This is a genomic window from Longimicrobium sp. (genome assembly GCF_036399935.1).
GTDB lineage: Bacteria > Gemmatimonadota > Gemmatimonadetes > Longimicrobiales > Longimicrobiaceae > Longimicrobium.
Map to the genome: position 1 here is coordinate 285,382 of NZ_DASWMD010000021.1, position 23,692 is coordinate 309,073.

Sequence of the window (23,692 nt, forward strand, 5' to 3'; positions counted from 1 at the left end):
CACGGCTGGCTCAGTGGCCGCCGCTGATGTACCCCGACTGGATGGTGACCTCGCCCCCGTCGTCGGTCTTCTGCTGGCCCTGGCCGCTGCCCGGGGCACGGTTCGCGTCGGATACCGAATCGCCCACCGCGCGGTTGAGCGAGGGGGCCGCGGCGGCCGTCGGGGCGGTGGCCGAGTCGGCGCACCCGCCGGTGGTGATCAGGATGCCGGCCAGCGCGGCCAGCAAAGTCGCACGAATACGGGACATGGGGGTTCTCCGACAAACAGTGAGCGCGCGAAGCGCGGAAGTACTGCAGGGATGGGCCACAGAATACGTCACTGCTTGCGAACTGTCAACGCTCGCATCACGCCCTCGCGTTCCCGCCGCCCGCAGAGCCGGCCCACTGCCCTGCTCCACACCGCAAAAACGCCGGCCGGAAGGATCCGGCCGGCGCTTTTCCTCCCCGCGAGGGGCTAGTGGTGCCCGCCCTCGCCGGGGATCACCCGGAAGATGTGGTTGTACGTGGCGATGATGCCGCCCAGCCCCGCCAGCAGCAGGAAGAACGCCGCGATGGCGTACGCCAGCTGGGCGCCGGAGCGGTCCAGCGCGGCCCAGCTGCGCGAGGCGGCGACGCAAACGGCGCACAGCAGCAGCAGCAGCGCGCCCAGCCCGAAGCCCAGCGCCGTGCCGACGCCCTTTTCGGCCTCGTCGCTCAGCACGGGAATGCGCACGTTGGCGAGCGCCGAGCGCGAGCGCTGCTTCGGGTGGGCCTCTTCGAAGGACTGGTAGCGCCCCTCGACGGTGCGGAACGTCTCGTTGTCCCTGCGGCTCATGCTCCCCCCTGCTGGCTGAGGGCGTACACGTACGCGGCGATGCTGCGCACCTGGGTGTCGTCGAAGGCGCCGCCGCCCTTGGGCGGCATCATCCCCGGGTACTGCTTGGGGTTGGGCACGCCGTTGTTGATGATGGTGACGATCTCGGGGTACTGCCCGCCGATGTTCAGCCAGGCGCGGTCGTTGAGCGCCGGCCCGGCCGGGCTGCCGGTGCCGTTCTGCCCGTGGCAGGCGGAGCACACGGTGCCGAACGAGGCCTGCCCCTCGTCGACCATGGCCTGCGTGACGCCGGCCGGCGGGTTGGCGAGCACCACCTTGGCCGCGGCGGCGCCCACGCTGGTGCCGGGCACCACGGTGGGCGGCTCGGGATAGGCGTGCGACGGCACCTGCGGGTCGCCGCGGTACGAGATCTTCGCGTAGCCCCCCTGCGCGCCGGGTTCGCACCCGGCCAGCAGAGCGGCGGCCAGCAGCAGAGCGGCCGGCGCGGGCCGGCCCCGGAAAACGTACGCCATCGTCGTCGTGGTCCCTCGTCCTGTTCTCGTCCGGCGGCGGTCGCCGCGGGCGGCGTAAAAGAGCGTCCGGGGGCCTTCCACGCAAGAGGATGGCCCGCGCGGGGATCACCCCTGCGGCTGCTTCGCCTCCCTCGCGGCGCGCTTCAGCCGTTCGACCATGGCCACCAGCCCCGCCTCGCGGGCCGAAAGGCCGATCTTGCCCATCACCTGGCGCACGAAGTCGGGCGGAATGGCCAGCACCGTTTCCGGCGGCTGGCCGTTCACCGCGTCGAAGATCATCGCCAGCAGGGCCCGGATGGCGGCGCTTTCGCGGGGCACGTCGGCGTGGTAGTACATCCTGCCATCCACCACCTCGGGGTAGATGGCCACGGGCGTCTGGCACTCGTGCACCCGGAACTGCGCCGCGTCGAGCCCCGCGAACCGCTCCGGCGGGTCCGGCAGCTTCTTGGCGTACTGCACCAGCGCCTGGCGCGTCATGTCGGGCGTCAGGGTGGCGAAGCGCCGCAGGATCTTTTCGATCGAGGGCGGGATCTGCCCGGGGGTCGCGTCCACCGGGGTCAGAACACGCGGACGTTGATGTACCGCCCCGGGTTGGCGCGGATGTCGGCCGTCAGCTGGTTGAGGCTGGTGACCGCGGCGTTCAGGTTCTGGTACAGCTGGTCGTCGGTCGTCAGCTTGCCCAGCGTGCCCTCGCCCGCCTCTACCCGCGCCGTCAGCGCCGCCAGCGACTGCCCCGCCTGCTGAAGCGAGCCCGTGGCCGCGTCCAGGCGAATGGTCATGGAGTCGGTGCGCGCGATGGCCCGCGCCAGCTCCGGCTGCGAAACCGCCCCCTGCAGCCCCGCCGCCGAGGCGTTCAGGCTGGTGGTGAGCTGCGCCAGCTGCCGGCGCTGGTCGGTGGCCAGCAGGGTCAACTGGCGGAGCAGCTGCTCCATCTCCACGGCGCTGTTGCCCACGGCCGACACCGTGCGCTGGCTGAGCAGCGCCTGCGCGGCCACGAGCACGCTGTCGGAGTTGGCCACCACCTTCTCCGCCTGCTGCGCGAAGCCCGCCTCTTCCACGTAGGGCAGCACCGAGCCGTCGGCGATGCGCTGGGTAGAGGTGCCCGGCTGGATCTCGGCGACCATGGACTGCAGGATGCCGCCCGAGACGATGGAGACGCTGGAGCCCGCGGGAACGTGGTACTCCTTTTCGAACTCCATGCTCACGCGGACGCCGTTCGGCCCGATCTGGAAGTCGCGGATGCGGCCGACGTTCACCCCCTTCAGCCGTACCGGGTCGCCCTTGCGGATGCCGTCGGCGTCCTGCACCACGGTGTAGGCGTGGTAGCGGCCGCGGAAGGTGCCCGGGTCGGTGAGCGCGAAAAGGGCGGTGAGCACGGCCAGCAGGCCGATCACCACGAACAGGCCGACGTGAATTTCGCGTCGCGGTGCACGCATGGGAGCCATCGCCCGCAGGTCGTCGTTGGAAAGTCTAGGGGCCGGCGCGGTGGGCGCCCGGCCGTCGGCGCGCTGGATCATACCAGTAGCTCGTCGTTGTCGGGTACGTCGCGTTCCAGGAAGGCCCGCACCAGCGGGTCGTCGCTGTCGCGAAACTCGTCGGCCGTGCCGACGAACCGGATGAAGCCGTGGTCCAGCATGGCCACCCGGTCGCTGATGGGGAGCGTGCCCTCGATGTCGTGCGTCACGATGATGGACGTCACTCCCAGCTCGGCGCCCAGCCGCGCGATCAGCCGGTGCACCACCGTGCCGTTCACCGGGTCCAGCCCGGTCACCGGCTCGTCGTACAGCAGGATCTGCGGGCGGCCGATGATGGCCCGCGCGATCCCCACCCGCTTGCGCATGCCGCCGGACAGCTGCGAGGGCAGCTTCGCCAGCACCTTGCGGGGCTCCAGGTTCACGTGCTCCAGGGCGTCGACGACGCGGGCCATCAGCCCCTTGCCGCCCAGGCCGCGCTGCTCCTCGTCGCTCAGGCCCTGGGCCACGTTCTCGAACACCGTCATGCTGTCGAAGAGCGCGGCGTTCTGGAACACGTACCCCACCTTGCGGCGAAGGGCCTGCATCTGCTGGCGGGTGGCGCCGCACACCGACTGCCCGTCGACCACCACGTCGCCCTCGTCGGGCATGATCAGCCCGATGGTGGTCTTGAGCAGCACGCTCTTCCCCGTGCCCGAGTGGCCCACGACGGAAAGCGTCTCGCCCCGCCCCACGGCCAGGTCCACCCCCGCCAGCACGGGGTGGTCGAACGACTTGTACAGGTCGCGGTAGTCCACCATCACGTCGTTCACGCGGCCCTCCCTCAGTTGAGCAGGAGGGGCGGGAACAGGGCGTCCAAAATCAGCACGCCCAGCGTCATGGTCACCACGGCGGCCGTGGTGTAGCGCCCCACCCCCTCGGCGCCGCCGCGCGTGGCCAGGCCCATGTGGCAGGCCACCAGCGGGATGACGAAGCCGAACGCCAGCGCCTTGGACAGCGAGTAGAACATGTCCCAGTCGTGCCAGAACAGGCTGGCGCCGTAGAAGAACGACTGCCGCCCCAGCCCCACCGTGAACTGCGCGGCCATCATTCCCGCGTACAGCCCCACCAGGTTGGCGATGGCCACCAGGATGGGTACCGAGATGATGCCGGCCACGATGCGCGGGGCCACCAGCGTGCGCACCGGGTCGCGCCCCAGCGAGTACAGCGCGTCGATCTGCTCCGACACCCGCATGGTCCCCAGCTCGGCCGTGATGCGCGCGCCCACCCGGCCGATGAGCACCACCGCCGTCAGCACCGGGCCCAGCTCCAGGATGATGCTGCTGGCCACCACGCTCCCCAGGTACTCCAGCGGCATGTTGCCGGTGAACTGGTAGCCGCCCTGCTGCGAGGTCACCACGCCGGCCAGGCTCCCCGTCACCATGACGATGGGAATGGAGCCCACGCCCATCCAGTACACCTGGTTGGCGAACTCGCGGAAGGGAATGCGCCCCGTGAACAGGTACACGAGGGTGCGCCACACCAGCGTCGCCATCCCCCCCGCGTGCTCCAGCAGCCGCTCGGCGCTGCGCCCGGCCGAGGCCAGCCGCCGCTCGGGCCAGCTGTGGGGGCGCGGCGCCCGCCGCTGCCGTGCTTTTTCGAGAACCGCGGTGCCGGCCCCGGGGGCCGGCTCCTCGCGCGACGTCTGCATGGAACCCTGGAAAGAAGAAAGCGCCCGGGCCTTTCGGCGCCGGCCGCGTCCCCGTGCGGCGGGGACGCCATGGTACACCGCTGCGTGCAGCCCGTTTCACCGGCTGGCCCTTCGCTCCGCCACCCGCGGGTACGGGAGCAGCGGCTCCGGCGGATTCACCCGCGCCCCCGGGGGCGTCCCGCGCCGTGCACCATGATGCGGGTGCGCGGCGCGGGATGCATGGGTCAATCGCCCTGGTGCGCGGGCTCGCGCCCCACCAGCCGGGGCTCCACCGGGATGGTGCGGTCAACGCCGTGCGCGCCGCCGCCATGGCCGCCGCCGTGCCCCGCCGAGGGGGTGCGGCGGAAGCGGCCCAGCACGGCCTCGCGCAGGTCGTCGAGCAACTCCCACACGGTGGGGATCACCAGCAGCGTGAGCAGGGTGCTGGTGAGCACGCCGCCGATGATGGCGATGCCCATCGGCGCGCGGAACTGGGCGCCCTCGCCGCGGCCCAGGGCCACGGGAAGCATGCCGGCGATCAGCGCGAAGGTGGTCATCAGGATGGGGCGCAGGCGGATGGCGCCCGCCTCGATCAGCGCGTCGCGCGTGCTCATCCCGCTTTCCTTGGACCACTTGGCGAAGTCGATCAGCAGGATGGCGTTCTTGGCGACGATGCCCATCAGCATGATGATGCCGATCATGCTCATCAGGTTCAGCGTGCTTCCGGCGATCTTCAGCCCCAGCACCACGCCGATCAGCGACAGCGGCAGGGAAAGGAGGATGGCCAGCGGGTCCAGGAAGCTGCCGAACTGCACCACCAGGATCAGGTACATCAGCATCACCGCCACGCCCAGCGCGAACATGATGCGCCCGAACACCTCGTTCTGGTCTTCGGTCTCGCCCCCGAAGCTCATCACGTAGCCGCTGGGCATCTGCACCTTCTCGATGCGCGTGGTGATGTCGGCCACCACCTCGGAAAGCGGGCGGTCCTGCGTGTTGGCCTCGACGTTGATCACCCGCTCGCGGTCCAGGTGGTTGATCTGCGCCGGCCCCAGCTCGCGCCGGATGGTGGCCACCTGCCCCAGGGGCATGGTCACCGGCCCCTGCGGCCCCGCCATCACCAGCGGCACGCGCTCCAGGTCGCCCGTGCGCTCCCGCGCCTCGGGGGCAAAGCGCACGTACACGTCGCGCGTTTCGCCGTTGGGGTCCACCCAGTCGCCCGCGTCCACGCCGGCGAAGGCCGGGCGCAGCGCCTGCGCCACCTGCGCGGCGCTGATGCCCAGGCTTCCCGCCAGCCCGCGGTTGAGCTCCACCGTCAGCTCGGGCTTCTGCCCCTTGGTGGAAAGCCCCACGTCCACGGCGCCGGGCACCTGCCGCACCTCGGCCTCGATCTGCTCGGCCAGGCGGTTGAGCACGGCGATGTCGGGGCCCTGCAGCTGGATCATGATCTGCTTGGTGCCGCCGAAGTTGCCCGTTCCCAGCGCGGCCGTGGCCCCGCCCACGCGCTTGGCGGCGATGCGCACCGCGTTGGCGATCTCCTTCTGTCCGCGGTCGCGGTCGGCCTTGGGCACCAGGCGCACGTACACCTTGCCCTCGTCCACCGCCCCGCCGCGCCCGCCGATGGTGGTGTAGGTGTACCGCACCTCGGGCTCGCGCCGGGCCAGCGCCGCCACCTCTTCGCTCTTCAGCCGGGTGTATTCCAGGCTGGCGCCGGGGGGCGTGTCGATGTCCACCTCGAACTCCGACTGGTCGTCGGCGGGGAAGAACTCGAAACCCAGCTTGCCCCCCGCGGGCGCCACGCCGATGGCCACGAACATCAGCAGCACCGACAGCCCGCCGACCACGGCCTTCATGGTCGCGCCCGTCAATCCGCGGGGAAAGCGGACCGTCGAGAGCACCACGACCGCCGCGGCGACCACGATCATCACCGCGAAGAAGGCGTAGATGCCCTTGGCCGGCACCACCAGCGCGCCGATGAACGAGCCCACGGCGATCAGGATCATGGCCAGCTGGTGGTCGAGCGCCCAGCCGATGACCTTGCGGTAGTTGTGGGCCTGGCGGTCGAACCAGCGGTTGAACCGGTCCAGCCAGCGGGTGATGAACCACTTCTCGTGCTCCTCGCGGTGCGGGTCCGGCCAGTACGCGCTGAGCATGGGGTCCAGCGAGAACGACACGAACAGCGACACCAGCACCGAGCAGGCGATGGTCAGCGCGAAAGGCGCGAACCACTGCTCGGCCAGCCCGCCCATGAAGGCGATGGGCACGAACACGCAGACGATGGAGAAGGTGGTCGCCGCCACGGCCACGCCGATCTCGTCGGTTCCCTCGCGCGCCGCGGTGTGGTGGTCCTTCCCCATCTCCACGTGCCGCACGATGTTCTCGCGCACCACGATGGCGTCGTCGATCAGGATGCCGATGGCTAGCGACAGCCCCAGCAGCGACATGGTGTTCAGCGTGAAGCCGAACGCCAGCACCGCCACGAAGCTGGCGAGCACCGACACCGGCAGCGCCAGGCCGGTGATCACCGTGGAGCGCCACGAGTTCAGGAACAGGAACACCACCAGCACCGTGAGCAGGGCGCCTTCCAGCAGCGCCTCCTGCACGTTGGCCACGGAGCTGGCCACCCGCTCGCCCGAGTTGCGGACCACGTTCAGCGTGGCGCCGGGCGGAAGCTGCTTCTGAAGGGTTTCGATGCGCCCGATCACCGCGTCGGCCACGGTGGTCGTCGAGGCGCCCTGCGACTTCACCAGGTCGATGCCCACGGCGGGCTTGCCGTTGAACAGCGCCAGCGAGCGCGGCTCCTCGGTGCCGTCGCGGACGGTCGCCACCTCGGAGAGGCGGACGGGGATGCCGCCGCGCGAGGCGACCACCAGGTTGGCGAACTCGGCGGGGGTCTGCAGCCGCCCGCGCAGGCGGATGGTGCGCTCCTCCAGCGGCTCGTTCAGCCGGCCCACGGGCACGGCCAGGTTCTGCGACTGCAGCGCCTGGATCACCTGCGGCATGGCGATGCCCGCGGCCTGCAGGCGCGCGGGGTCCACCTCCACCGTCAGCTCGCGCTCCACCCCGCCCACCACCTGCACCTCGGCCACGCCGTTGATGCCCCGCAGGTCGCGGGTGATGCCTGGGTCGGCGATGCGCGTGAGCTCGGCCGGCGACAGCGTCTCGGACGAGAGCGTCAGCGAGATGATGGGCTGGTCGTTGGGATCGAACCGCGCCAGGATGGGCTCTTCCATCTCCTGGGGCAGGTCGCCCCGGATCTGGCTGATGGCGTCGCGGATGTCCTGCGAGGCCTGCTGCGGGTCCTTGCCGTAGACGAAGATCACCTGGATGGAGCCGAAGCCGTCCAGCGCCTGGCTCTGGATGTCGTCGACGCCGCTGATGCCGGCCACGGCCTCTTCGATGGGCTCCACCACCTCGCGCTCGACGATGTCGGGCGAGGCGCCGGGATAGGGCACCGAGACGAAGATGAAGGGCGCCTCGACCTCCGGGAACTCGTCGGTGTCCAGGCTGAGCAGCGCGAAGATGCCGAACACCACCAGCGACAGCATGGTCACCACGGTGATGACCGGCCGCTTGATGGCGAAATCGGAGATGAACATGGTCGGTCTCCTTTACCGGGCGGCGGGTGCCGCGGCGGCGCCCGCGGCGCGGACCTCCACGCGCGTCCCCGGCGTGGTGCCCAGCGCCGCGCCCACCAGCAGCGTGTCGCCGGCGCCGATGCCGGAGGTGATCTCCACCCGGTCGGTCTCGGCGTTGCGGGCGCCCAGCGTCACCGGCACCCGCTCGGCCTTGCCGTTGGCCAGGCGCAGCACCGAGGGCTGCACGCCGCGCTCGTCCACGGCCGAGGCGGGAACGGCGATCCCCTGCCGCGCCTGCGCCAGCACCCGGCCCTCGGCGAACAGCCCGCTGACCAGGGTGCCGCCGCCGTTGGGGATGGTCACGTACACCGGCACCTGGCGGGTGACGGGGTCGGCGGAGGGGTTGATGCGCGACACCGTGCCCGTGAACGTTTGCCCCGGGTAGCCGGTGACGGTGAAGCGCACCGTGGCGCCCTGCCGCACCTGTCCCAGGTCCGCCGCGGGCACGGAGCCTTCCAGCCGCATGCTGCCGGGGTCGACCACGGTGAACAGCGGTGCGCCGGGGGCGATCACGTCTCCGGCGTTCACCGGCCGCGCGGCGACGACGCCGGCGATGGGCGAGCGGACGCTGGTGCGCGAAAGCTGCCGCTGGGCCGCGGCCTGCTGCGCGCGGGCGCCGGCCAGCTGCGACTGCGCCCCGGCCAGCTGGTTGCGCGCGGCCTCCAGGTCGCGGTCGGCCAGGGCGCCGGCCGCGTTCAGCGTCTGGCTGCGCTCCACGTTCCGGGCCGCGACGGACACCGTCTGCTCGGCCGAGCGCACGGCCGACTGCGCGGAGACGTACTGCTCGCGCAGGGCGGCGGCGTCCACGCGCGCCAGCACCTGCCCCGAGCCGACCGTCTGCCCCTGGTCGGCGTGCACGGAAAGCACGGTGCCCCCCACCTCGGCGCGCACCTGCGCCTCGCGGTCGGCCTTCAGCGTTCCCGACAGGGCGGGCCCGCTGGAAATTTCCTCTGCCTGCACCACGTACACGGCCTCGGGGCCCAGGACCACCGCGTCGTCCGCGGCCTTGGCCTTTTCGCCCTCGGCGGCCTCGCCCGGGCTGCCGCATGCACCCAGCGCCAGCGCAAGCATCGCCAGCGCGCCCGCCTTCTTGATCCCCATAGCCATCACTCGCCCCCGGAGGTGAACGCCTGTCCCTGGTCCGCCGGCGCCTGGCGCGGCTGCTGCCGCGGCGCCTGCTGCTGGTTCTGCTGCTGAGATTGCGACTGCGACTGCCCCTGCCCCGCACTGCCGAAGGGGAGGAAGGGAAGGAGCGCTACACGCGCCTGCGCGATCTGCAGGTCGCGCGCGGCCACGGCCCGGTTGGCCTGCGCCTGCTGAAGCAGGATGCGGCTGTCCGAGAGCTCCACCTGCGTGCTGATCCCCTCGCGGAAGCGCACTTCGGCGATCTGGTAGGCCCGCTGCGCCTGCTGCACCGTTCCGGCGCTGGCCTGGTACTGCGCGCGGGCCGACTCCAGCCGCTCGATGGCCACGCGCGTATCCAGCCGGGCGGCGTCGTGCGCCTGGCGGACGCGGGCCTGCGCCTCGAGCAGGTTGGCCTGCGCCACCATCTCGTCGCCGCGGATGCGGCCGCCGGTGAAGATGGGCATGGCCAGCGTGGCGCCGACCGTCCAGTTGGACCGGAAGTCGTTCCACCCCGGGAACGCGCCCTCGGGATAGGCCACGCGGCCGAACTGCGAGTTGACGCTCAGGTTGGGAAGCCGCTGCGAGCGCGCGATGCGCAGCGCCGACTGCTGCACGTCGACCAGCGTCTGCGCCTGCTGCACCGCCGCGCGGTTGGCGGCCGTGGTGTCGCCCAGCAGCGCCTCGTTGGCGGCGAACCGGGCGACGGGTACGGCGACCGTCTCGTCCAGCGAAGTGGTGAGCGACACCGGCTCGTCCGTGGGCAGGTCCAGCAGCAGCATCAGCCGCGCGTAGGCCAGGTCGCGGTCGGAGCGGCGCTGGATGAGCACGGGAAGCTGGTTGTCGCGTGTCACCTGGGCGCGCAGCAGCTCGAACTCCGGCTGGTTGCCCACCTGCCGGGCCAGCCGCGTCTGCTCCAGCGTGGTTTCCACCTGCTGCAGCGTGGCCTCGGCGATGCCCACCAGCCGGTCGGCCAGCGCGGCATCGTAGTAGGCCTGGGTGACGTCCATGGCCAGCTGCGCCCTTTGCGTCGCCAGCTCCAGCTCGGCGCGGGTGCGCCCCGCCTGCGCGATGCGGTTCTGCGCCTGGATGCGTCCGCCGCTGAACACGGACTGCGACAGGTTCAGCCCGATGCGCCAGGTGTTCTCGCGGCCGAACGGCAGGTCGCCAAAGGCGGCGAACGGGTTGGCGTTGGCGGCGCAGTTCACCGCGTGCTCCAGCGAGTCCAGGCGCTGCCCGATGGGAAGCGCCGGGTTGGGCGTGTAGCGCCCGCAGTTCTGCGGGGGCGGGGGCCCGGTGGTGTCGGGCTCGGCGCCGCCGCCGCCGATGCCCTGGAACTCCGAGGCCAGGGCGCGGCTGTACGAGAGCGATCCCGAGAGCTGGGGAAGCCCCTCGCTGCGCGCCTGGAGCATTTCGCCCCGCGAGCGGGTGAGGCCGGCGCGGGCCACCTGCACCGTTTCGCTGGCGTCCTCGGCCAGGCGAAGCGCCTCGTCCAGGGTCAGGGCCCGGCTCGCCTCGGTCGATACGGGCTGCTGGGCCAGCGCGGGCCCCGCCAAGGCCAGCGCCGCCGCCAGGGCGGCGAGGCGCGTCCAGCGGCCGGGCCAGGGAATGTTGGGCATATGGTTACGGGTCGCGTCTGCGTTGATGAGTGGAACCACGTTCAGGGTCCTGCAGCGGCGAGCCTTCCGCCGGGTGGTGCGCCGCGGGCGCATCGACGCCGATGGCCCGCAGAAAGAGCAATACGTACCGCGCCGGGGCCTCGGCCTCGGAGTACGGGTACTTCTCCGGCATCATGTCGCGCCCCATGGCGTCGCTGAACAGCGTGCCCATCAGCATCGACGAGGCGGCGTGCGGGTCCCAGTCGGTGGAGGCCAGCCCCCGCTCCTGCAGCCGCGCCAGGTACGCCTTCAGCTGCTCGTGCACCCGCGCCGGGTTGGCGGCCACGCACCGCGCCGCGTCGGGCGCCTGCTCCATCTCGCCCATGGCGGTGCGGATCATGGCCGCGTTCCGCCGCAGGTGGGCGTATCCGCCGTGGCTCCAGGCCAGCAGCTCGCGCGCGGGATCTACGGGCTCCGCCGGGAGGCGGTTTTCCACCGGCGCGGCCGAGGCGCACGCCAGCGCCTCGCTCATCAGCGCGGCCTTGCTTCCGAAGTGGCGGAACAGGGTGATCTCGTTCACCCCCGCCTCGGAGGCGATGCGACGCGTGGTGGCCCCCCGCGATCCGGCCTCCTCGAACACCTTCAGTGCCGCCGTCAGCAGCTTCTCTCGTACGTCCATGGGGCGAAGATAGTCGCCGCCATAGGTGTATGCAAGTGGTTGCTTACATTGGCACGGAATCGTTACGATCCCGTAGCCCTCCGCCCCGGCGCGGCCGCCTCGTCCGCGGCGCCGTCCAGCCGGTTCCACCGCTCGATCAGTGCGTCGCACTCGGCGATCAGCAGCTCGTGGAAGCGGCGGGCGGATTCCACCCGGGCGCGGCCGGCGGGCTCGGGAAGGCGCTCGGCGGCCTCGCCGAACACGTGTACCATGTCGCGCCAGCGGCCCTGCGCCACGCGAAGCATGCGGGCCCAGGGATCGTCTTCCACGCGGTAGAAGTCGCGGCGGTCGCCCATCACGCTCACGCGCTGGATCATGCCGAACTGCTCCAGCATGCGCGCGTTGGTGCTGACGGAGGCCTTGCTGGCCTGCAGCCGTTCGGCGAGGTCGTCCAGGGAGACCGTCTGGTCGGTGGCGAGCAGGTAGCCCAGGATGCGCCCGCCGATCCGGGGCATCCCTTCCTTTTCGCAGATGAGCGCCATCCGCTCCACCAGCTGCTGAACCGCCTCGTGCATCCTGAGTCTCTACTGCTGTGGGGCTGGCGGCGTCCATCTCTGGCGCCGTTGGACCGAGAAGCTAATGCGTTCGATACGTTCAGTCAATACTGAACGTTATGAAAACAACCGTTCCTTCGCACCTCCATGCGGCATCGGCGGATGCGCGTCAGCCGAGGCCGGGACTGGGCCTGGACGTCATCCCAAGGGGCAGGTACGCTGTGGCCGCTCCATCGGGATGACATCATGTGGCTTCGTCAGGTACGGTGGACGTGCAGGTGAAGCCCCGGACCCAGGCTCTCGCACCAGCTTTGCAGAAGGATGCCGTTCGACTGGTGAAGCAGGAGCAAAGCTTGATTTCGATGATGCTGATGGCGGCGGTGCTGCAGGCCGCCGTGGTGCAGCCCGCGCCCGGGATGCTGGTGGAGCGGCGGCTGGCGGAAGCGATTCCCCTGGCCGTGGGCGACACCGTGCGCGTCCGTGCGCTGGCGGGTTCTGCCCAGCCGCGCCCGTTCGTGGTGGCGGGCGTGTTCGAGCGCGAGGCAGACCCCAACCGCATCGCGCGGAACGACTACGAGGTGCGGCTGCACCTGCCGGACCTGGAGGCGCTGCTGCCCACGCACGACCGCGTGGACCGCTTCGCCATCGTGCTCGCCCCCGGCGCCCGGGCAGACCCGGCCGCGCGCTGGATCGAGTCCGTCGCCTTCGGCACCCGGGCGTACGGCAGCGCGGCGCTGGCGGAGGAAACGAGCGCCACCTTTCGCGTCGTGTCGCGCTTTCACGACGCCATCGGGATCGTCACCATCCTGGCGAGCGCCATCTTCCTGCTCTGCGTGATGGTCATCCGCGTGGACGAGCGCAAGCGCGACATGGGCACGCTGCGGCTGATCGGGGTCAGCCGGGGAACGGTGTTCCGCGCGGTGGTGCTGGAGGCGATCGGGATCGCGGTGGTGGGGTCCGTCGCGGGCGCCGGGCTGGGGGTGGTGGTGACGCGCATCGTCAACGCGCACTACGCCCGGGTGTACGACACCACGCTACGCTTCGCGCTGGTGACGCCCCGCATCGTGCTGATCGCGGCGCTGCTGGGGCTGGCCCTGGGGACGATCGCCGGGGTGCTCGCGGCGTGGCGGCTGGTGCGCGTGGCGCCGCAGAAGCTGGGGGAGCGGTGATCGTATCCGCCTTCCTGCGGTCGCTGTTCCGGCGCGGCGGAAGGACCGCGCTGGCGCTGGCCGGCATCGCCGTTTCCGCCGCGCTGCTGCTGGACATGACGATGCTGGCCTCCGGGCTCACGGGTTCGTTCGGCGACCTGCTGGGCGTCAGCGGATATGCACTGCGGGTGACGCCGCGCGGCAGCCTGCCCTTCGACAGCGAGGCGGGGATCGTGGGCGGCGACGCGGTGGGGCGGCGGATCGGGGCGGTGCCGGGGGTGAAGGCCGTGGCGCCGGTCCTCGGCGCGCAGTTCTACCTGGCCCGCGGCGACAGCGCCGGCGAGCCGCTGTTCACCAGCGGGGTCGATCCCGCCGCCCAGTTCCTGTACCAGGTGGTGGACGGGCGCGAGCCGCGGCCCGGCGAGGTGATCGTGAGCGAGCCGCTGGCGCGGGACGAGAAGCTATCCCCGGGCGACACGCTGCGGCTGGCGACGGACCCCGACGCGTCGCTGGGGCGCGCGCGGCAGACACGGACGTTCGTGGTCAGCGGCGTGGCGGACTTCCTGTACGACTACGCCGGCCAGCGCTCGCTGGCCATGCCCATCGCCGACGTGCAGCGCGCCACCGGGCGAGCGGGCGAAGTCTCTCTTTTCGGCGTGGCCACGGAGCCGGGGGTGGACGGCGACGCGCTGGCGGACCGCATCACCGCCGCGGTGCCGGAGGTGTCGACCTACTCCACGCGCGAGCTGATGGCCGAGATGGACCGGCGCCTGCTCTACTTCCAGCAGCTCGCGACCATCCTGGGGAGCGTGGCGCTGGTGGTGACGGCGCTGCTGGTGTCGACCATCATCACCATCGGCGTGCGGGAGCGGTTCGGGGAGATCGCCACGCTGCGCGCGATCGGCGTGGGGCGCGGGCGGCTGCTGGGGGCGATCGTCGCGGAGGGGCTGGTGCTGTCCGCGCTGGGATGCCTGGCCGGGCTGCCGATGGGGCTGTGGATGGCGGGGCGGCTGGACCGCATCCTCCTTTCCTTTCCCGGCATCCCCGCGAAGATGACGTTCTTTGCCTGGGAGCCCGGTCGCGTCGCCCTGGCCATGGGCATCGTGGTCGCCGTGGGCGCGGTCGCGGGGCTGCTGCCCGGGTGGAACGCCGTCCGCACGCCGCTGGGGCGGGCCCTGCGGGAGGAGGCGGAGTAATGCGCGATTCGCATCTTTCGCCAGGGCAACAGGTTGAGAGGGGCGGGACGCCGGGTTGACGCCGCCTCACCATCTTACGTGGACCGACACCGCCGCCGGCCCGCCGAGCGGCATCGCACTCCGCTGCGCACACGAGGTGAGAGATGAAGACCCCACACAAGGGCACCCGAGCCAATCCGCGTCCCCAGGCGCGCGGCACCCGCATTCCGCGATTGAACGCACACCAGCTGCGGGAGCTGGCGGAGGCCGCGTCCAGCCTGCGCAGGCCCGGCGGGGAGCCCTTTTTCGGCGTCGTGCGCGGCGGCGTCCTGTCTATCCAGGCCGGCAACAACCAGGACGCGCCGAAGGGCGCGGTGTTCGAGATCGATACCTTCACCGTGGAGCCCCGCCCGGCCCCCACCGCGGTGATCATGGACTGCGAGGGCCAGGCGATGGACCTGGTGAAGAAGTACGACGCCGTTTTCTGGAGCGAGGCGGCGGTGGAAAAGTTCGTGTTCCCCTACTACGCGTCGAAGTCGCTGTGGGAAGCGGCGGCCGTGCTGGCCAGGCTTGAGTACCACTGGTACAAGTCCGTGCCCAGGGATACCGATCCGGAGCCCCGGCTGGGCGGCGAAGCGTTCCTCGAGGAGGTTCCGTTCGCGCTGGCGCACACGCCGGACTCGGACTGGGACTCGATCGAGGGGCACCCCGCGGATCGGCAGCTGCACCTGCTGTTCATGACCCCGGACGGGCCGAAGCCCGTGCCGCTCTCCGACCTCGACGATCCGCCGGCGGGCTGGCGGCCAGCGTCCGTAGAAGCGGATCGCGCGCGGCGAAGCCACGCTGCGCGGGGCGGCGCGTAAAGCTCCATTCGAGCAGCGCGCGCGCCGTGTCGGGCCGCCCCAGCAGCAGGTACGCGATGGCCTCGTCGTAGGCCAGCGACACCCGCATCTCGGGGTCGGCCCGCGCCGCCTGCCGCGCCCGGGCCAGCATGGCCCGGGCGCTGTCTCCCTGGCCCGCGCGGGCGAGGGCCGCGGCGGCCACGGCCAGGCGAAACACGGGGGCGTACGCGCGGCCGGCGCGCCGCGCCTGCTCGGGGGGTTCCAGCCGGTCCAGCTCCGCGAGCAGGGCCCGCACCGCGGCGGGCCCGCCCACGCGCTCCGGATCGGCACGCATCAGGAGCAGGCTGCACTCCACGAACCGTGAGCTGGTGGGAAAGCGCCGGTGCCCCTGGTCGCAGAACGCGCGCGCCTGGGGGTAGTCGGCCGCGAACATCGCGCCGAAGAACAGCCGGCCCAGGATGACGTCGGCGTCCTCCAGCCAGGCGTCCTGCTGAAAGGCGCGGCGCGCCAGGACGAGCGACTCGTCGGCTCGGCCCTGGTAGCGCACCACCCGGCTCAGCTGGCTCCACCCGCTGGCCAGCGCGGGGTCGGCGGCCACCGCGGCGCGCAGGTCGCGCTCGGCGGCCACCACCCGCGCCGCTTGGCCGGCGCTGTCGACCGCGCTGGTGGCCAGGGCGAAGAAGACGCTGCCGCGCAGCTCGCGGGCAAGGGGGTCCGCGGGCCGGCGCGCCAGTGCCCGCTCCGCATGGGCGAGCGCGGCGGCACGGCTGGCCGCCGTTTCCCGCACCAGTGGCGCGCGTCGCAGCGCGACCCACCCGCGCTGCACCGTGGGGCGCGTCCACCGCGGGTCCTGCCGCTCGGCCGCGGCAAGGAGCGAGTCCGCGTCGGCCAGCAGCCGCAGCACGCTTTCTCGCGCCGTGGGGCCGCCGGCATGCTGCAGGCTCACCGCATCGTCGTACATCTGCCGGGCCTGCTGCACGGAGCGCCACGCCGCCGCGCTGCGGGTTTCGGCCGCCGTGCCCCGCAGCCGCACCTCGGCCCCCACGCGCCGGCGCAGGAAGACGGACACGGAGTCCGCCAGCGCATCCTGCAGGGCGAACACGTCGCCCAGGGCGTGCGTCACGGTGCGGCTCTCCACGCGGGCCTGGGTCACCGCATCCACCAGCACCGCCGTCACCCGCACGCTGTCGCCCCAGCGCTGTACGCTTCCCTCCACCACCGTTCCCGCCTGCAGGTCGTCCACGATGCGGGCCAGGGGAACCGCGCCCTGCCGGTACGGCTTTACCCCGTTGCGCGAGATCACCTCCAGCGCGGGCACCTGGCTCAGCGTCTGGATCAGCGATTCGGTAAGCCCGCCGGCCAGGTAGCCGAGCTCGCCCCCGCGGCTGTCGTCCTCGAAGTACAGCACGGCGACCCGCCGCGGATCGTACCTGCCCGGCGCGGGCGGCGCCTCCTCGCCCGGCTGCACGGCCGCCAGCGCCAATCCCATCAGCACACCCGCCGCGGCTCCCACCCAGAGGGTCCGCCGCCGGCGCCGTCCGTCCTGGGGCTGGCCGCGTGGCTCCGCCGCTCCGGGCGGCGGCGCGGCGCTGGCCTCGTCCTCCCCCTCGGCGCCATTCGCCCGCTCCTCACCTCCACCCAAAGACTCGGCGGCAGGCGCGACGGAGTCTTCCGCCGGTCCGGCGTCCTGCTCGTTCTCTGCCGGAACGGGTGGAGGGGACTCGGGCGTGGGGACCTGTGCCGGCGCCTGCGGCGTGGGTGCCGCGACGGCGCCAGTACGCGTGGGCAGGGGCACGGGCTCCTTCTTCAGCCTCTCCACCAGGTCGAGGAACTCGTCCTGGGGCTCCACCCCGAGCTCCGCTTGCAGGTAGGCCACGTGCGACAGGGCGAACCAGAGCGCCGCCGCCCGCTCGCCCGAGGCTTCCAGGGCCGTCATCAGGCGCATTCCCACGCGGGTGCTGGAGGGGTCCTGCACGGAAAGGCGCCGCCACCATTCCGCCGCTTCGCCGTGCCGGCCCGCGCTCTCGCAGGCGTCGGCCAGGCACTCCAGCACGCGTGAGTGCACCCGGGCCAGCCGCGCCCGCTCTGCCTCGGCCCACTGCTCGAACTCGGCCGCGCCGGACACGAAGAAGCCGTCCATGAACGGCCCGCGGTAGATCTGCGCCGCCCGCTCCAGCCCGCCCTGCTCCGCCTCGCGCTCGAACTCCTCGACGTCGCTGCCCACCACGGCGCCGTTCAGCCCCACCTCGTCCCCCGCGCTCACGAAGGCGTCGGCGCCCAGCTCCTTGCGCAGCACGTACAGCGACTCGGAAAGCAGGTGGCGCGCGGCGGAGGTGCGGTGGTCGGCCCAGAGCAGCCCGATGATGCGCTCGCGCCCCACCGTGCGCCCCCGGGCGACGGCGAGAATGGCGAGCAGGGCGATGCGCCGCTTGTGCGCCGCCTTGCCGTCCACCGGCCCGTTCAGGCCCGAAAGCGCCGCGCCGCCCAGAAGGTTGAGGGCAAACGTTGAGAGGGGATGGATGATGATAACACAGTGAAGGGACAGCAGGTTGAGAGGGCCGGCTCATAGTTAACCGCGTATCGAGAACGAGCGCAACCCGCCGCTTCTCGATACGCATGGGAGGGGAGACGCCGCGCGGCCGCCGGACCGCTTTCCCACCCGCCCGCCGGCCCACTCAGGGGCCTGCACCACTTCTTTACTTTGCACGGGAGCAACATCATGTCCAACGCGAGCAAGTACCAGGTCGTCATCACCATGCAGCAGGCCACGGCCGACATGCTCAACCAGAACGGGTTCCTGCTGTACGGCTTCAAGGCCGTCAGCGGCCCCCCCAGCGGCAAGCCGGTGGTGTGGTTCGCCACCAGCGACTACGGCCTGAACACCAAGGTGCAGTGGTCGGAGTTCTACAAGGTGTTCACGTCGCGCAACACCGACGTGGACTTCGACACGCAGATCTCGGTGGACAACGACTATCCCGCAAGCCTGAGCGACGTACTCACCGTCGACTCGCCCACGGGCACCGGCACGGTGGCCGACGGCGGGCCGGAGGACGCCATCTCCGTGGTCAACGCCACCAGCAGCCCCTTCAGCTGCGGGATCTCGCAGCTGCAGAGCGATGGCAACTACGCCCCGCTCGCGGTGTTCCCGCTGTTCGGCAACAGCGAGGACGAGATGGTGCCCGTGGAGAAGGTGTTCCTGATGTTCGCCTCGCAGACGGTAGACACGGGCACCGTGATCGAGAAGTCGTTCTCGGCCGGGATCCTCATCGACCTCACGGACGCGCCGCAGGATGCCTCGGGCGCGCTGACGCGCACGGTGTCGTTCGACATCAGCACCAGCTGGAGCGACGGCCACGCGACGTGGGGAACCGTGCTGCCCCCGAACACCGATCTCGTCCCGCTGCTCATCAGCGGCCAGGTGCCGGCGTCTGTGTAAGCCCGGCCCGCGGGCTGCCCGCCGCCGCCGTGGCGGCGGGCAGCCCGCGCTTCTCCTTCCCCACCCCGACACAAGCCCGGCACTGGGCTGCTGATGCTGCGCGCGCCGGGCGCGTCTCACGTCCTGCCCCGGATCTTGCGACCCGGTCCGGGATGACGCATCGGGACACGCCCGTGATGCCGGTACTTTCCGTGACTCTTGTGACTTCCAGTGATTGCGCGGCTTCAGGGGCTCGCCCCGTGATCGCCGCCCGCGGCATCATCAAGGAATTCGCCTACCAGGGCGACGCCGTCCATGCGCTGCGCGGGGTCGACCTTTCCGTGGCTCGCGGCGAGCACGTGGCGGTCGTCGGGTCGTCGGGGTGCGGCAAGAGCACATTGCTCAACGTGCTGGCCGGCATCGAGGCGCCCACCCGCGGCACCGTCGAGCTGCTGGGCGAAAGCGTCTACGCGCTGGACGAGGGGCGCCGCTCGGCGCTGCGGCTGCGCAAGGTGGGCTTCATCTTCCAGCGCTTTCACCTCCTTTCCGTGCTCACCGCCGCCGAGAACGTGGAGCTGCCGATGGCCGAGGCGGGCATCGCCCGGCGCGAGCGGCGGGACCGCGCGCGCGAGCTGCTGGAGTTCGTGGGGCTGGGGCACCGGATCCGCCACCGGCCGCCCCACCTGTCCGGCGGCGAGCAGCAGCGGGTCGCCATCGCGCGGGCGCTCGCCAACCGCCCCGAGGTGATCTTCGCCGACGAGCCCACGGGCGAGCTGGACCGGCGCACCGGCGACGAGATCATCGCCCTGTTCGAGCGGCTGAACGCCGGCGGTACCACGCTGGTCATCGTTACGCACGATCCCCACGTGGCCGGCCGCGCGCGCCGACGGGTGGAGATGGCGGACGGCCTGGTGGTGTCGGGAGGAGTGCCCTCATGATCCTGCGGCTGGCGCTCGCGGAGCTTCGCAACCGCCCGGGGCGCGCGCTCTTTCTGCTGGGCGGCTACGCGCTGGGGGTGTCGGTGATGGTGGTTCTGCTCGCCGTGGGTGAGGCGATGCTGGAGCAGGCGCGCGACCGCGAACTGGTGGGCGGCGGCGACGTGGTCGTCGTGCCCGCGGGGATCAGCGCCGAGATGCTCAAGGCCGGCGGCGTGTCGTCCCTCTTCCTGGGCATCGACCACGCGCGCTTCCTTCACCGCAACGTCTTCGAATCGCCCCGTGGGCGCGAGGAGTTCGGCGTGGCGGCGGCCAGCCCCGTCCTGGACGGCAAGCAGGTGGAGCTGTTCGTGGGCGACCGGCGCCTCCCCGCCATCGCCGGCGGCGAGATTCCCTCGCGGGTGAAGGCCGCCGGGGCCGCGCCCACGCTGCTCTCCGGCCGCTGGGAAGACTCGGACGCCGACCGCCGCTGGCTGAACCCGACACAGACCGAGCTGCTCCGGGAGATCGATCGCTTTCACGTTCCGCCCGTTCGCGACAGCACCTGGGCGGAGTGGCACTACTTCAACGTGGTGCTCGACGATGCCCGGTGGATGTACGTGACGCTGATGGTGGCGGGCGAGGTGGCCGTGCCCGGCCGCTGGGGCGGGCGCATCCTGCTGACGGTTCGCGAGCCGGACGGCACCCACCGCTCGCTGACCCGCGACCTCCCCGGCGAGCAGGTTCGCTTCGACACCACGGGACCCGACCTGCGCTTCGGCGACCGCGCGTTCGTGCGCCTGGGGGACGACGGCTACCACGTGGTGGCGGATGCGGAAGGGGTGCGCGTGGACCTGCGCGTCTCCCCCGCCCCGCGCCGCTACTTTCCGCCCACGGACATCGGCGGGGCGGAGCTGGTGTCCGGCTACGTGACGCCCGCGCTCTACGCTACGGCCAAGGGCACCGTCTGCCTTCCCGCCTGCCGCCCGGTGCGCGGCGCGCAGGCGTACCACGACCACAACTGGGGCGTGTGGCGCGACGTTTCGTGGGAGTGGGGCTCGGCCTCCAACGCGGACCTGTCGCTGCTGTACGGCGTGGTCCGTGGCGGCTCCGCGTCGCCCGGAGGGCTGTTCGCGTACCTGGTGGACGCCCGCGGCGTGCGCGGCGTCTATCGCCCCGGCGAGATGCAGGTGACGGAGTGGCAGACCATTCGCGCCGATGGACGTGCGATCCGTGTTCCCCGCCGGTTCGCGTTCGGCGATGCGCGGCAGGGGATGCGCGTGACGGTGGACGTCGGCGCGGTGCACGTGACCGACATGGCGCGTGCGTCCCGCCGCTGGTTCGTGCAGATGCGGGGGATGGCGACGGTGGAACTGCGCGGCGAAGCGCTGGGGCGATTGCCGGGGTTCTTCGAGACGTACGTCGATTGATGCACGAACGCCCCGGCCAGTAACCTGGCCGGGGCGTTCGCGATCTCGTTCTGCCTGGCCGCTAGTTCTGGTTCCAGGTGAGCGGGATGGACACCGTGGCCCGGACGGGCTGCCCATCCACGCGGGCCGGGGTGAACCGGGCGGCACCCGCGGCCGCGGTGGCGGCACGGCGGAAGACCGGGTCCGACACCTCGAGCACGCGGATGGACGAGCGATCCACCGTTCCGTTCGGCAGCACCACGAACTGCACCACCGCGCTTCCCGCCCCGGATGCAGACGACGGGTAGTTGCGGGCGACCACGCGGCCGAAGTCGGCGCGGTTGGCGAGCGCCGGCGCCTCGTCCAACTCGCCCGCCCGGTACACGCGCGACGGGTCTACGCGTGGACGGGCGGGCGCGGACGGCGCCGGGGCGGCTGCCGCGGGCGGAGGCGCCACCGCCACCTGCGGCACCGGGCGGTTCTCCACCGGGGCGGGGGGCTGAATCGGGGCTGGCGCTGCCTGCGCCGCAGCCTGCCGTGCCGACGCGAGCTGGGCGGCCCGGATGGAATCGGCTCGCCGCTGCTGGTCGCGGCGAAGCTGGTCCTGCTTCCGCTTCTCCTCTGCGCGGCGCCGCTCCTCGTCCGCCGCGGCTGCGGTCCGGTCGGTGGTGGGCTTCGGTTCCTCAACGGCCGGCGCGGCGACGTCGGTCGACGGAGCGGCCGTGGACGCGGCCGACGAAGCAGCCGCCAGCGCGGGAGAGGCGAGACGCGCCGCGGCGGCATCCGTGGACGATCCGCCCATGGCCGTCTTCGCCACCAGCCCGCCACCCGCGACCAGCACCGCGAGCACCACGCCGGCAGCGATCAGCCCGCGGCGCCCGCCCGTCGGCTGCGCATTCGGCCTGGGACGGCCGTACCGCACGATCGGGGTCACCGGCACGCTCGGCGCACCGCGGTCCGCCGGCTGCGGAGCAATCCTGTCCGCCCTCTTCGGCTCGACGGCTTCCGACGCGGGAAGCACCGTAAGAAAGCCGAGAGGAACCGACTGCGCCGCCGCCCCGTCCTCGTCGATGACCTCCGGCTCGGCGGACGCAACCGCGGGCTCCGCGATCGGTGCAGCGGCTAGCAGCGTCGGGATCTCGTCCTCGGCGTCGATCAGGGTCAGCTCGAATTCCACAGCCGGATCATCGTCCAGAACCGCGGATTCCATCGCCGGCTGCGGCACCGCGATCGCAGCGGCGGGCTCGACGTCCGCGATCAGCCCGGGAGCCGGCGCCTGCGCGGCCGGCACGATGGCCGGCGGGATGTAGAGGCTGTCGGCGAGGTCGCTGGAGGCGAGCGTGACCTCGTGCGAGAGCGTGGCCCCCCCATCGGTGCCTGTGGCCGGTGCGGGCTCGGCAGGCGCTGCATCGGCGGCGGGAGGAACAGCCGCAACTGGAGCGACCTCCACCGGCGGCGAAGCATCCGCGTGGACGATCTCCAGCGGAGAAGCGGCCGGCACGAGCTCCAGGACAGGCAGCGTCTCCGCGGCCGCGACGATCTCCGCCGGCGCGGGGAGCACGTCCGCCGGAGCCGCCACGATGGGCACGGCGAGCGGGATGAATCGCGGGGCCTCGGCGCGAGGCTCGGGCGCGGGCTCCCGGACCACGTTGATGGCGAGCGGGATGATCGTCGGCGCGGCGGGGGCTGCGACGGGGACGGCGAGCGCGGCTGCGAACTCGCCCGCGTCGCACCAGCGGTCCCCGGGCGCCGGCGACACGGCGCGCAGCACGGCCTCCGCAAGTTCCGGCGGCAGACCGGGCTTCAGGGTGAGGGGCGACGGCACCGCGGCAGGCTGACCCTTGGCCATGGCGACCAGCAGGGACATCCAGTCGGCGGGCAGCCCGGCCAGCACCTCGTAGGCGATGGCGCCCAGGCTGAACACGTCGGCGGATACCGCCAGGTCGCGGGCGCGCCGCAGCCGCTCAGGCGAGCAGTAGCGGGCAGTCGCGCGCGCGGGCGGCGCCCCGGCGGCGTCCATCCCCAGCCCCAGCACCTCCACGCGCAGCTTTCCGCCCCCGCGCGAAAGCCACAGCATTCCCGGGTGCAGGTCGCCGTGCACCGCCCCGGCCGCGTGCGCCGCCGCCAGCCCGGCCGCGGCCTCCTGCAGCATCCGCAGCGCCAGGGGCAGCGGCGGCGCGCCGCGTTGGGCCAGCAGGGCGGCCAGCGTTCCCCCCGCCCCGAACTCCGCCGCCACGTACCGCACGCCTGCCGCCTCGTCCGTCCCGAAATCCAGCACGCGAGCCAGGTTGGGGTGCGTCAGCCGCGCCGCCAGCTTGCCCTGCCGCGTGCAGCGCTCGCCATCATCCCCGCCGCCCAGCGGCAGCATGCGCAGCACCACGCCGCGCTCGGCTCGCGTGTCGGTGGCGCGCAGCAGGGCCGCGCTTCCCTCACCGGCAAGCGTCTCTTCGATGCGGTAGCGTCCGGCGACGACCAGGCCGGGAGACAGGACGGCGGAGCTGGACATGGGGGATGCCCGAACGAGGGGATGGGGATGCGCGCCGCGCGCCGTTTGGGCGCGGTCCACGATGCGTTGCGGCGGCGTGAACGAAGGTGCGGCGCAGTGGGGAAGGATGCGCAAATTACTGCGCGCGCGACGATCGGTCAACGCCGCCGTACAACCGCTCAGCGTCACTCGCGGTGACGGGAATTGGACGCACATTGCGCCCGGAAAGGTGACGCTCCATACTCCCGCGGCACGCCTCCATCCGCCC

The 23,692-nt window shown here is 72.1% G+C and carries 19 protein-coding genes; 5 read left to right on the plus strand and 14 right to left on the minus strand.

Going from position 1 to position 23,692, the window contains the following annotated elements; all coding sequences use genetic code 11:
* Positions 1 to 10 precede the first annotated feature (10 nt).
* The 12 genes from VGB24_RS08030 to VGB24_RS08085 all read right to left on the minus strand — a co-directional run bounded on the left by VGB24_RS08030 (position 11) and on the right by VGB24_RS08085 (position 12,057).
* Positions 11 to 247: a hypothetical protein gene (locus tag VGB24_RS08030; RefSeq protein WP_331072423.1), complete on the minus strand. Its 237-nt coding sequence runs from the start codon at positions 245 to 247 to the stop codon at positions 11 to 13.
* A gap of 206 nt (positions 248 to 453) precedes the next feature.
* Positions 454 to 813 (minus strand): hypothetical protein, encoded by a 360-nt coding sequence (locus VGB24_RS08035; RefSeq protein ID WP_331072424.1) that lies wholly within the window; start codon positions 811 to 813, stop codon positions 454 to 456.
* On the minus strand, positions 810 to 1,325 hold the full coding sequence (locus VGB24_RS08040) for a c-type cytochrome (RefSeq protein WP_331072425.1): 516 nt from the start codon (positions 1,323 to 1,325) through the stop codon (positions 810 to 812). The genes VGB24_RS08035 and VGB24_RS08040 overlap by 4 nt, the downstream gene beginning before the upstream one ends.
* Before the next feature lie 105 nt (positions 1,326 to 1,430).
* A complete protein-coding gene (locus VGB24_RS08045) occupies positions 1,431 to 1,877 on the minus strand; it encodes a SufE family protein (protein WP_331072426.1) in 447 nt (148 codons plus the stop codon).
* 5 nt (positions 1,878 to 1,882) lie between these two features.
* Entirely contained in the window at positions 1,883 to 2,842 is a 960-nt protein-coding gene (locus VGB24_RS08050) for an MlaD family protein (RefSeq protein WP_331072427.1), read from the minus strand.
* Positions 2,839 to 3,609 carry an ABC transporter ATP-binding protein gene (locus VGB24_RS08055; protein WP_331072428.1) on the minus strand — a complete coding sequence of 257 codons (771 nt, stop codon included), beginning with the start codon at positions 3,607 to 3,609 and terminating at the stop codon, positions 2,839 to 2,841. The genes VGB24_RS08050 and VGB24_RS08055 overlap by 4 nt, the downstream gene beginning before the upstream one ends.
* A gap of 11 nt (positions 3,610 to 3,620) precedes the next feature.
* Positions 3,621 to 4,487 carry an ABC transporter permease gene (locus VGB24_RS08060; protein ID WP_331072429.1) on the minus strand — a complete coding sequence of 289 codons (867 nt, stop codon included), beginning with the start codon at positions 4,485 to 4,487 and terminating at the stop codon, positions 3,621 to 3,623.
* Between the two features lie 224 nt (positions 4,488 to 4,711).
* The gene (locus VGB24_RS08065) at positions 4,712 to 8,065 is read right to left on the minus strand and encodes an efflux RND transporter permease subunit (RefSeq protein ID WP_331072430.1); all 3,354 of its coding nucleotides are present in this window, start codon (positions 8,063 to 8,065) and stop codon (positions 4,712 to 4,714) included.
* Between the two features lie 12 nt (positions 8,066 to 8,077).
* Positions 8,078 to 9,211: an efflux RND transporter periplasmic adaptor subunit gene (locus VGB24_RS08070; RefSeq protein WP_331072431.1), complete on the minus strand. Its 1,134-nt coding sequence runs from the start codon at positions 9,209 to 9,211 to the stop codon at positions 8,078 to 8,080.
* On the minus strand, positions 9,211 to 10,845 hold the full coding sequence (locus VGB24_RS08075) for a TolC family protein (RefSeq protein WP_331072432.1): 1,635 nt from the start codon (positions 10,843 to 10,845) through the stop codon (positions 9,211 to 9,213). The genes VGB24_RS08070 and VGB24_RS08075 overlap by 1 nt, the downstream gene beginning before the upstream one ends.
* Positions 10,846 to 10,849: 4 nt before the next feature.
* A complete protein-coding gene (locus VGB24_RS08080; protein WP_331072433.1) occupies positions 10,850 to 11,503 on the minus strand; it encodes a TetR/AcrR family transcriptional regulator in 654 nt (217 codons plus the stop codon).
* Between the two features lie 62 nt (positions 11,504 to 11,565).
* Positions 11,566 to 12,057 (minus strand): GbsR/MarR family transcriptional regulator, encoded by a 492-nt coding sequence (locus VGB24_RS08085; protein WP_331072434.1) that lies wholly within the window; start codon positions 12,055 to 12,057, stop codon positions 11,566 to 11,568.
* Positions 12,058 to 12,398: 341 nt separating this feature from the next.
* Here VGB24_RS08085 and VGB24_RS08090 point away from each other — a divergent pair, with 341 nt between their 5' ends.
* Together VGB24_RS08090 and VGB24_RS08095 are read left to right on the plus strand one after the other, a co-directional pair.
* The gene (locus VGB24_RS08090) at positions 12,399 to 13,205 is read left to right on the plus strand and encodes an ABC transporter permease (RefSeq protein ID WP_331072516.1); all 807 of its coding nucleotides are present in this window, start codon (positions 12,399 to 12,401) and stop codon (positions 13,203 to 13,205) included.
* Positions 13,202 to 14,380: an ABC transporter permease gene (locus VGB24_RS08095; protein ID WP_331072435.1), complete on the plus strand. Its 1,179-nt coding sequence runs from the start codon at positions 13,202 to 13,204 to the stop codon at positions 14,378 to 14,380. The genes VGB24_RS08090 and VGB24_RS08095 overlap by 4 nt, the downstream gene beginning before the upstream one ends.
* A gap of 714 nt (positions 14,381 to 15,094) precedes the next feature.
* Here VGB24_RS08095 and VGB24_RS08100 read toward each other — a convergent pair.
* On the minus strand, positions 15,095 to 17,653 hold the full coding sequence (locus VGB24_RS08100; protein WP_331072436.1) for a BTAD domain-containing putative transcriptional regulator: 2,559 nt from the start codon (positions 17,651 to 17,653) through the stop codon (positions 15,095 to 15,097).
* A 267-nt stretch (positions 17,654 to 17,920) separates the two neighbouring features.
* On the opposite strand from VGB24_RS08100, the gene VGB24_RS08105 reads away from it, so the two are divergent.
* The 3 genes from VGB24_RS08105 to VGB24_RS08115 all read left to right on the plus strand — a co-directional run bounded on the left by VGB24_RS08105 (position 17,921) and on the right by VGB24_RS08115 (position 20,960).
* Positions 17,921 to 18,637: a hypothetical protein gene (locus VGB24_RS08105; protein WP_331072437.1), complete on the plus strand. Its 717-nt coding sequence runs from the start codon at positions 17,921 to 17,923 to the stop codon at positions 18,635 to 18,637.
* 239 nt (positions 18,638 to 18,876) lie between these two features.
* A complete protein-coding gene (locus tag VGB24_RS08110) occupies positions 18,877 to 19,554 on the plus strand; it encodes an ABC transporter ATP-binding protein (RefSeq protein WP_331072438.1) in 678 nt (225 codons plus the stop codon).
* Positions 19,551 to 20,960: a hypothetical protein gene (locus VGB24_RS08115; protein ID WP_331072439.1), complete on the plus strand. Its 1,410-nt coding sequence runs from the start codon at positions 19,551 to 19,553 to the stop codon at positions 20,958 to 20,960. The genes VGB24_RS08110 and VGB24_RS08115 overlap by 4 nt, the downstream gene beginning before the upstream one ends.
* A 61-nt stretch (positions 20,961 to 21,021) precedes the next feature.
* Here the strand turns inward: VGB24_RS08115 and VGB24_RS08120 are convergent, their stop codons facing one another.
* Complete coding sequence (locus VGB24_RS08120) at positions 21,022 to 23,445, minus strand: TonB family protein (protein ID WP_331072440.1); 2,424 nt, start codon at positions 23,443 to 23,445, stop codon at positions 21,022 to 21,024.
* Between the last annotated feature and the right edge of the window lie 247 nt (positions 23,446 to 23,692).

What these genes read in the sequence shown, in the direction of transcription:
- VGB24_RS08080 (WP_331072433.1), bottom strand. Translation starts at nt 11,503, where the DNA reads ATGGACGTACGAGAGAAGCTGCTGACGGCGGCACTGAAGGTGTTCGAG.
- VGB24_RS08085 (WP_331072434.1), bottom strand. Translation starts at nt 12,057, where the DNA reads ATGCACGAGGCGGTTCAGCAGCTGGTGGAGCGGATGGCGCTCATCTGC.
- VGB24_RS08060 (WP_331072429.1), bottom strand. Translation starts at nt 4,487, where the DNA reads ATGCAGACGTCGCGCGAGGAGCCGGCCCCCGGGGCCGGCACCGCGGTT.
- VGB24_RS08050 (WP_331072427.1), bottom strand. Translation starts at nt 2,842, where the DNA reads ATGATCCAGCGCGCCGACGGCCGGGCGCCCACCGCGCCGGCCCCTAGA.
- VGB24_RS08075 (WP_331072432.1), bottom strand. Translation starts at nt 10,845, where the DNA reads ATGCCCAACATTCCCTGGCCCGGCCGCTGGACGCGCCTCGCCGCCCTG.
- VGB24_RS08120 (WP_331072440.1), bottom strand. Translation starts at nt 23,445, where the DNA reads ATGTCCAGCTCCGCCGTCCTGTCTCCCGGCCTGGTCGTCGCCGGACGC.
- VGB24_RS08070 (WP_331072431.1), bottom strand. Translation starts at nt 9,211, where the DNA reads ATGGCTATGGGGATCAAGAAGGCGGGCGCGCTGGCGATGCTTGCGCTG.
- VGB24_RS08065 (WP_331072430.1), bottom strand. Translation starts at nt 8,065, where the DNA reads ATGTTCATCTCCGATTTCGCCATCAAGCGGCCGGTCATCACCGTGGTG.
- VGB24_RS08105 (WP_331072437.1), top strand. Translation starts at nt 17,921, where the DNA reads ATGTCCAACGCGAGCAAGTACCAGGTCGTCATCACCATGCAGCAGGCC.
- VGB24_RS08030 (WP_331072423.1), bottom strand. Translation starts at nt 247, where the DNA reads ATGTCCCGTATTCGTGCGACTTTGCTGGCCGCGCTGGCCGGCATCCTG.
- VGB24_RS08040 (WP_331072425.1), bottom strand. Translation starts at nt 1,325, where the DNA reads ATGGCGTACGTTTTCCGGGGCCGGCCCGCGCCGGCCGCTCTGCTGCTG.
- VGB24_RS08090 (WP_331072516.1), top strand. Translation starts at nt 12,399, where the DNA reads ATGATGCTGATGGCGGCGGTGCTGCAGGCCGCCGTGGTGCAGCCCGCG.
- VGB24_RS08035 (WP_331072424.1), bottom strand. Translation starts at nt 813, where the DNA reads ATGAGCCGCAGGGACAACGAGACGTTCCGCACCGTCGAGGGGCGCTAC.
- VGB24_RS08115 (WP_331072439.1), top strand. Translation starts at nt 19,551, where the DNA reads ATGATCCTGCGGCTGGCGCTCGCGGAGCTTCGCAACCGCCCGGGGCGC.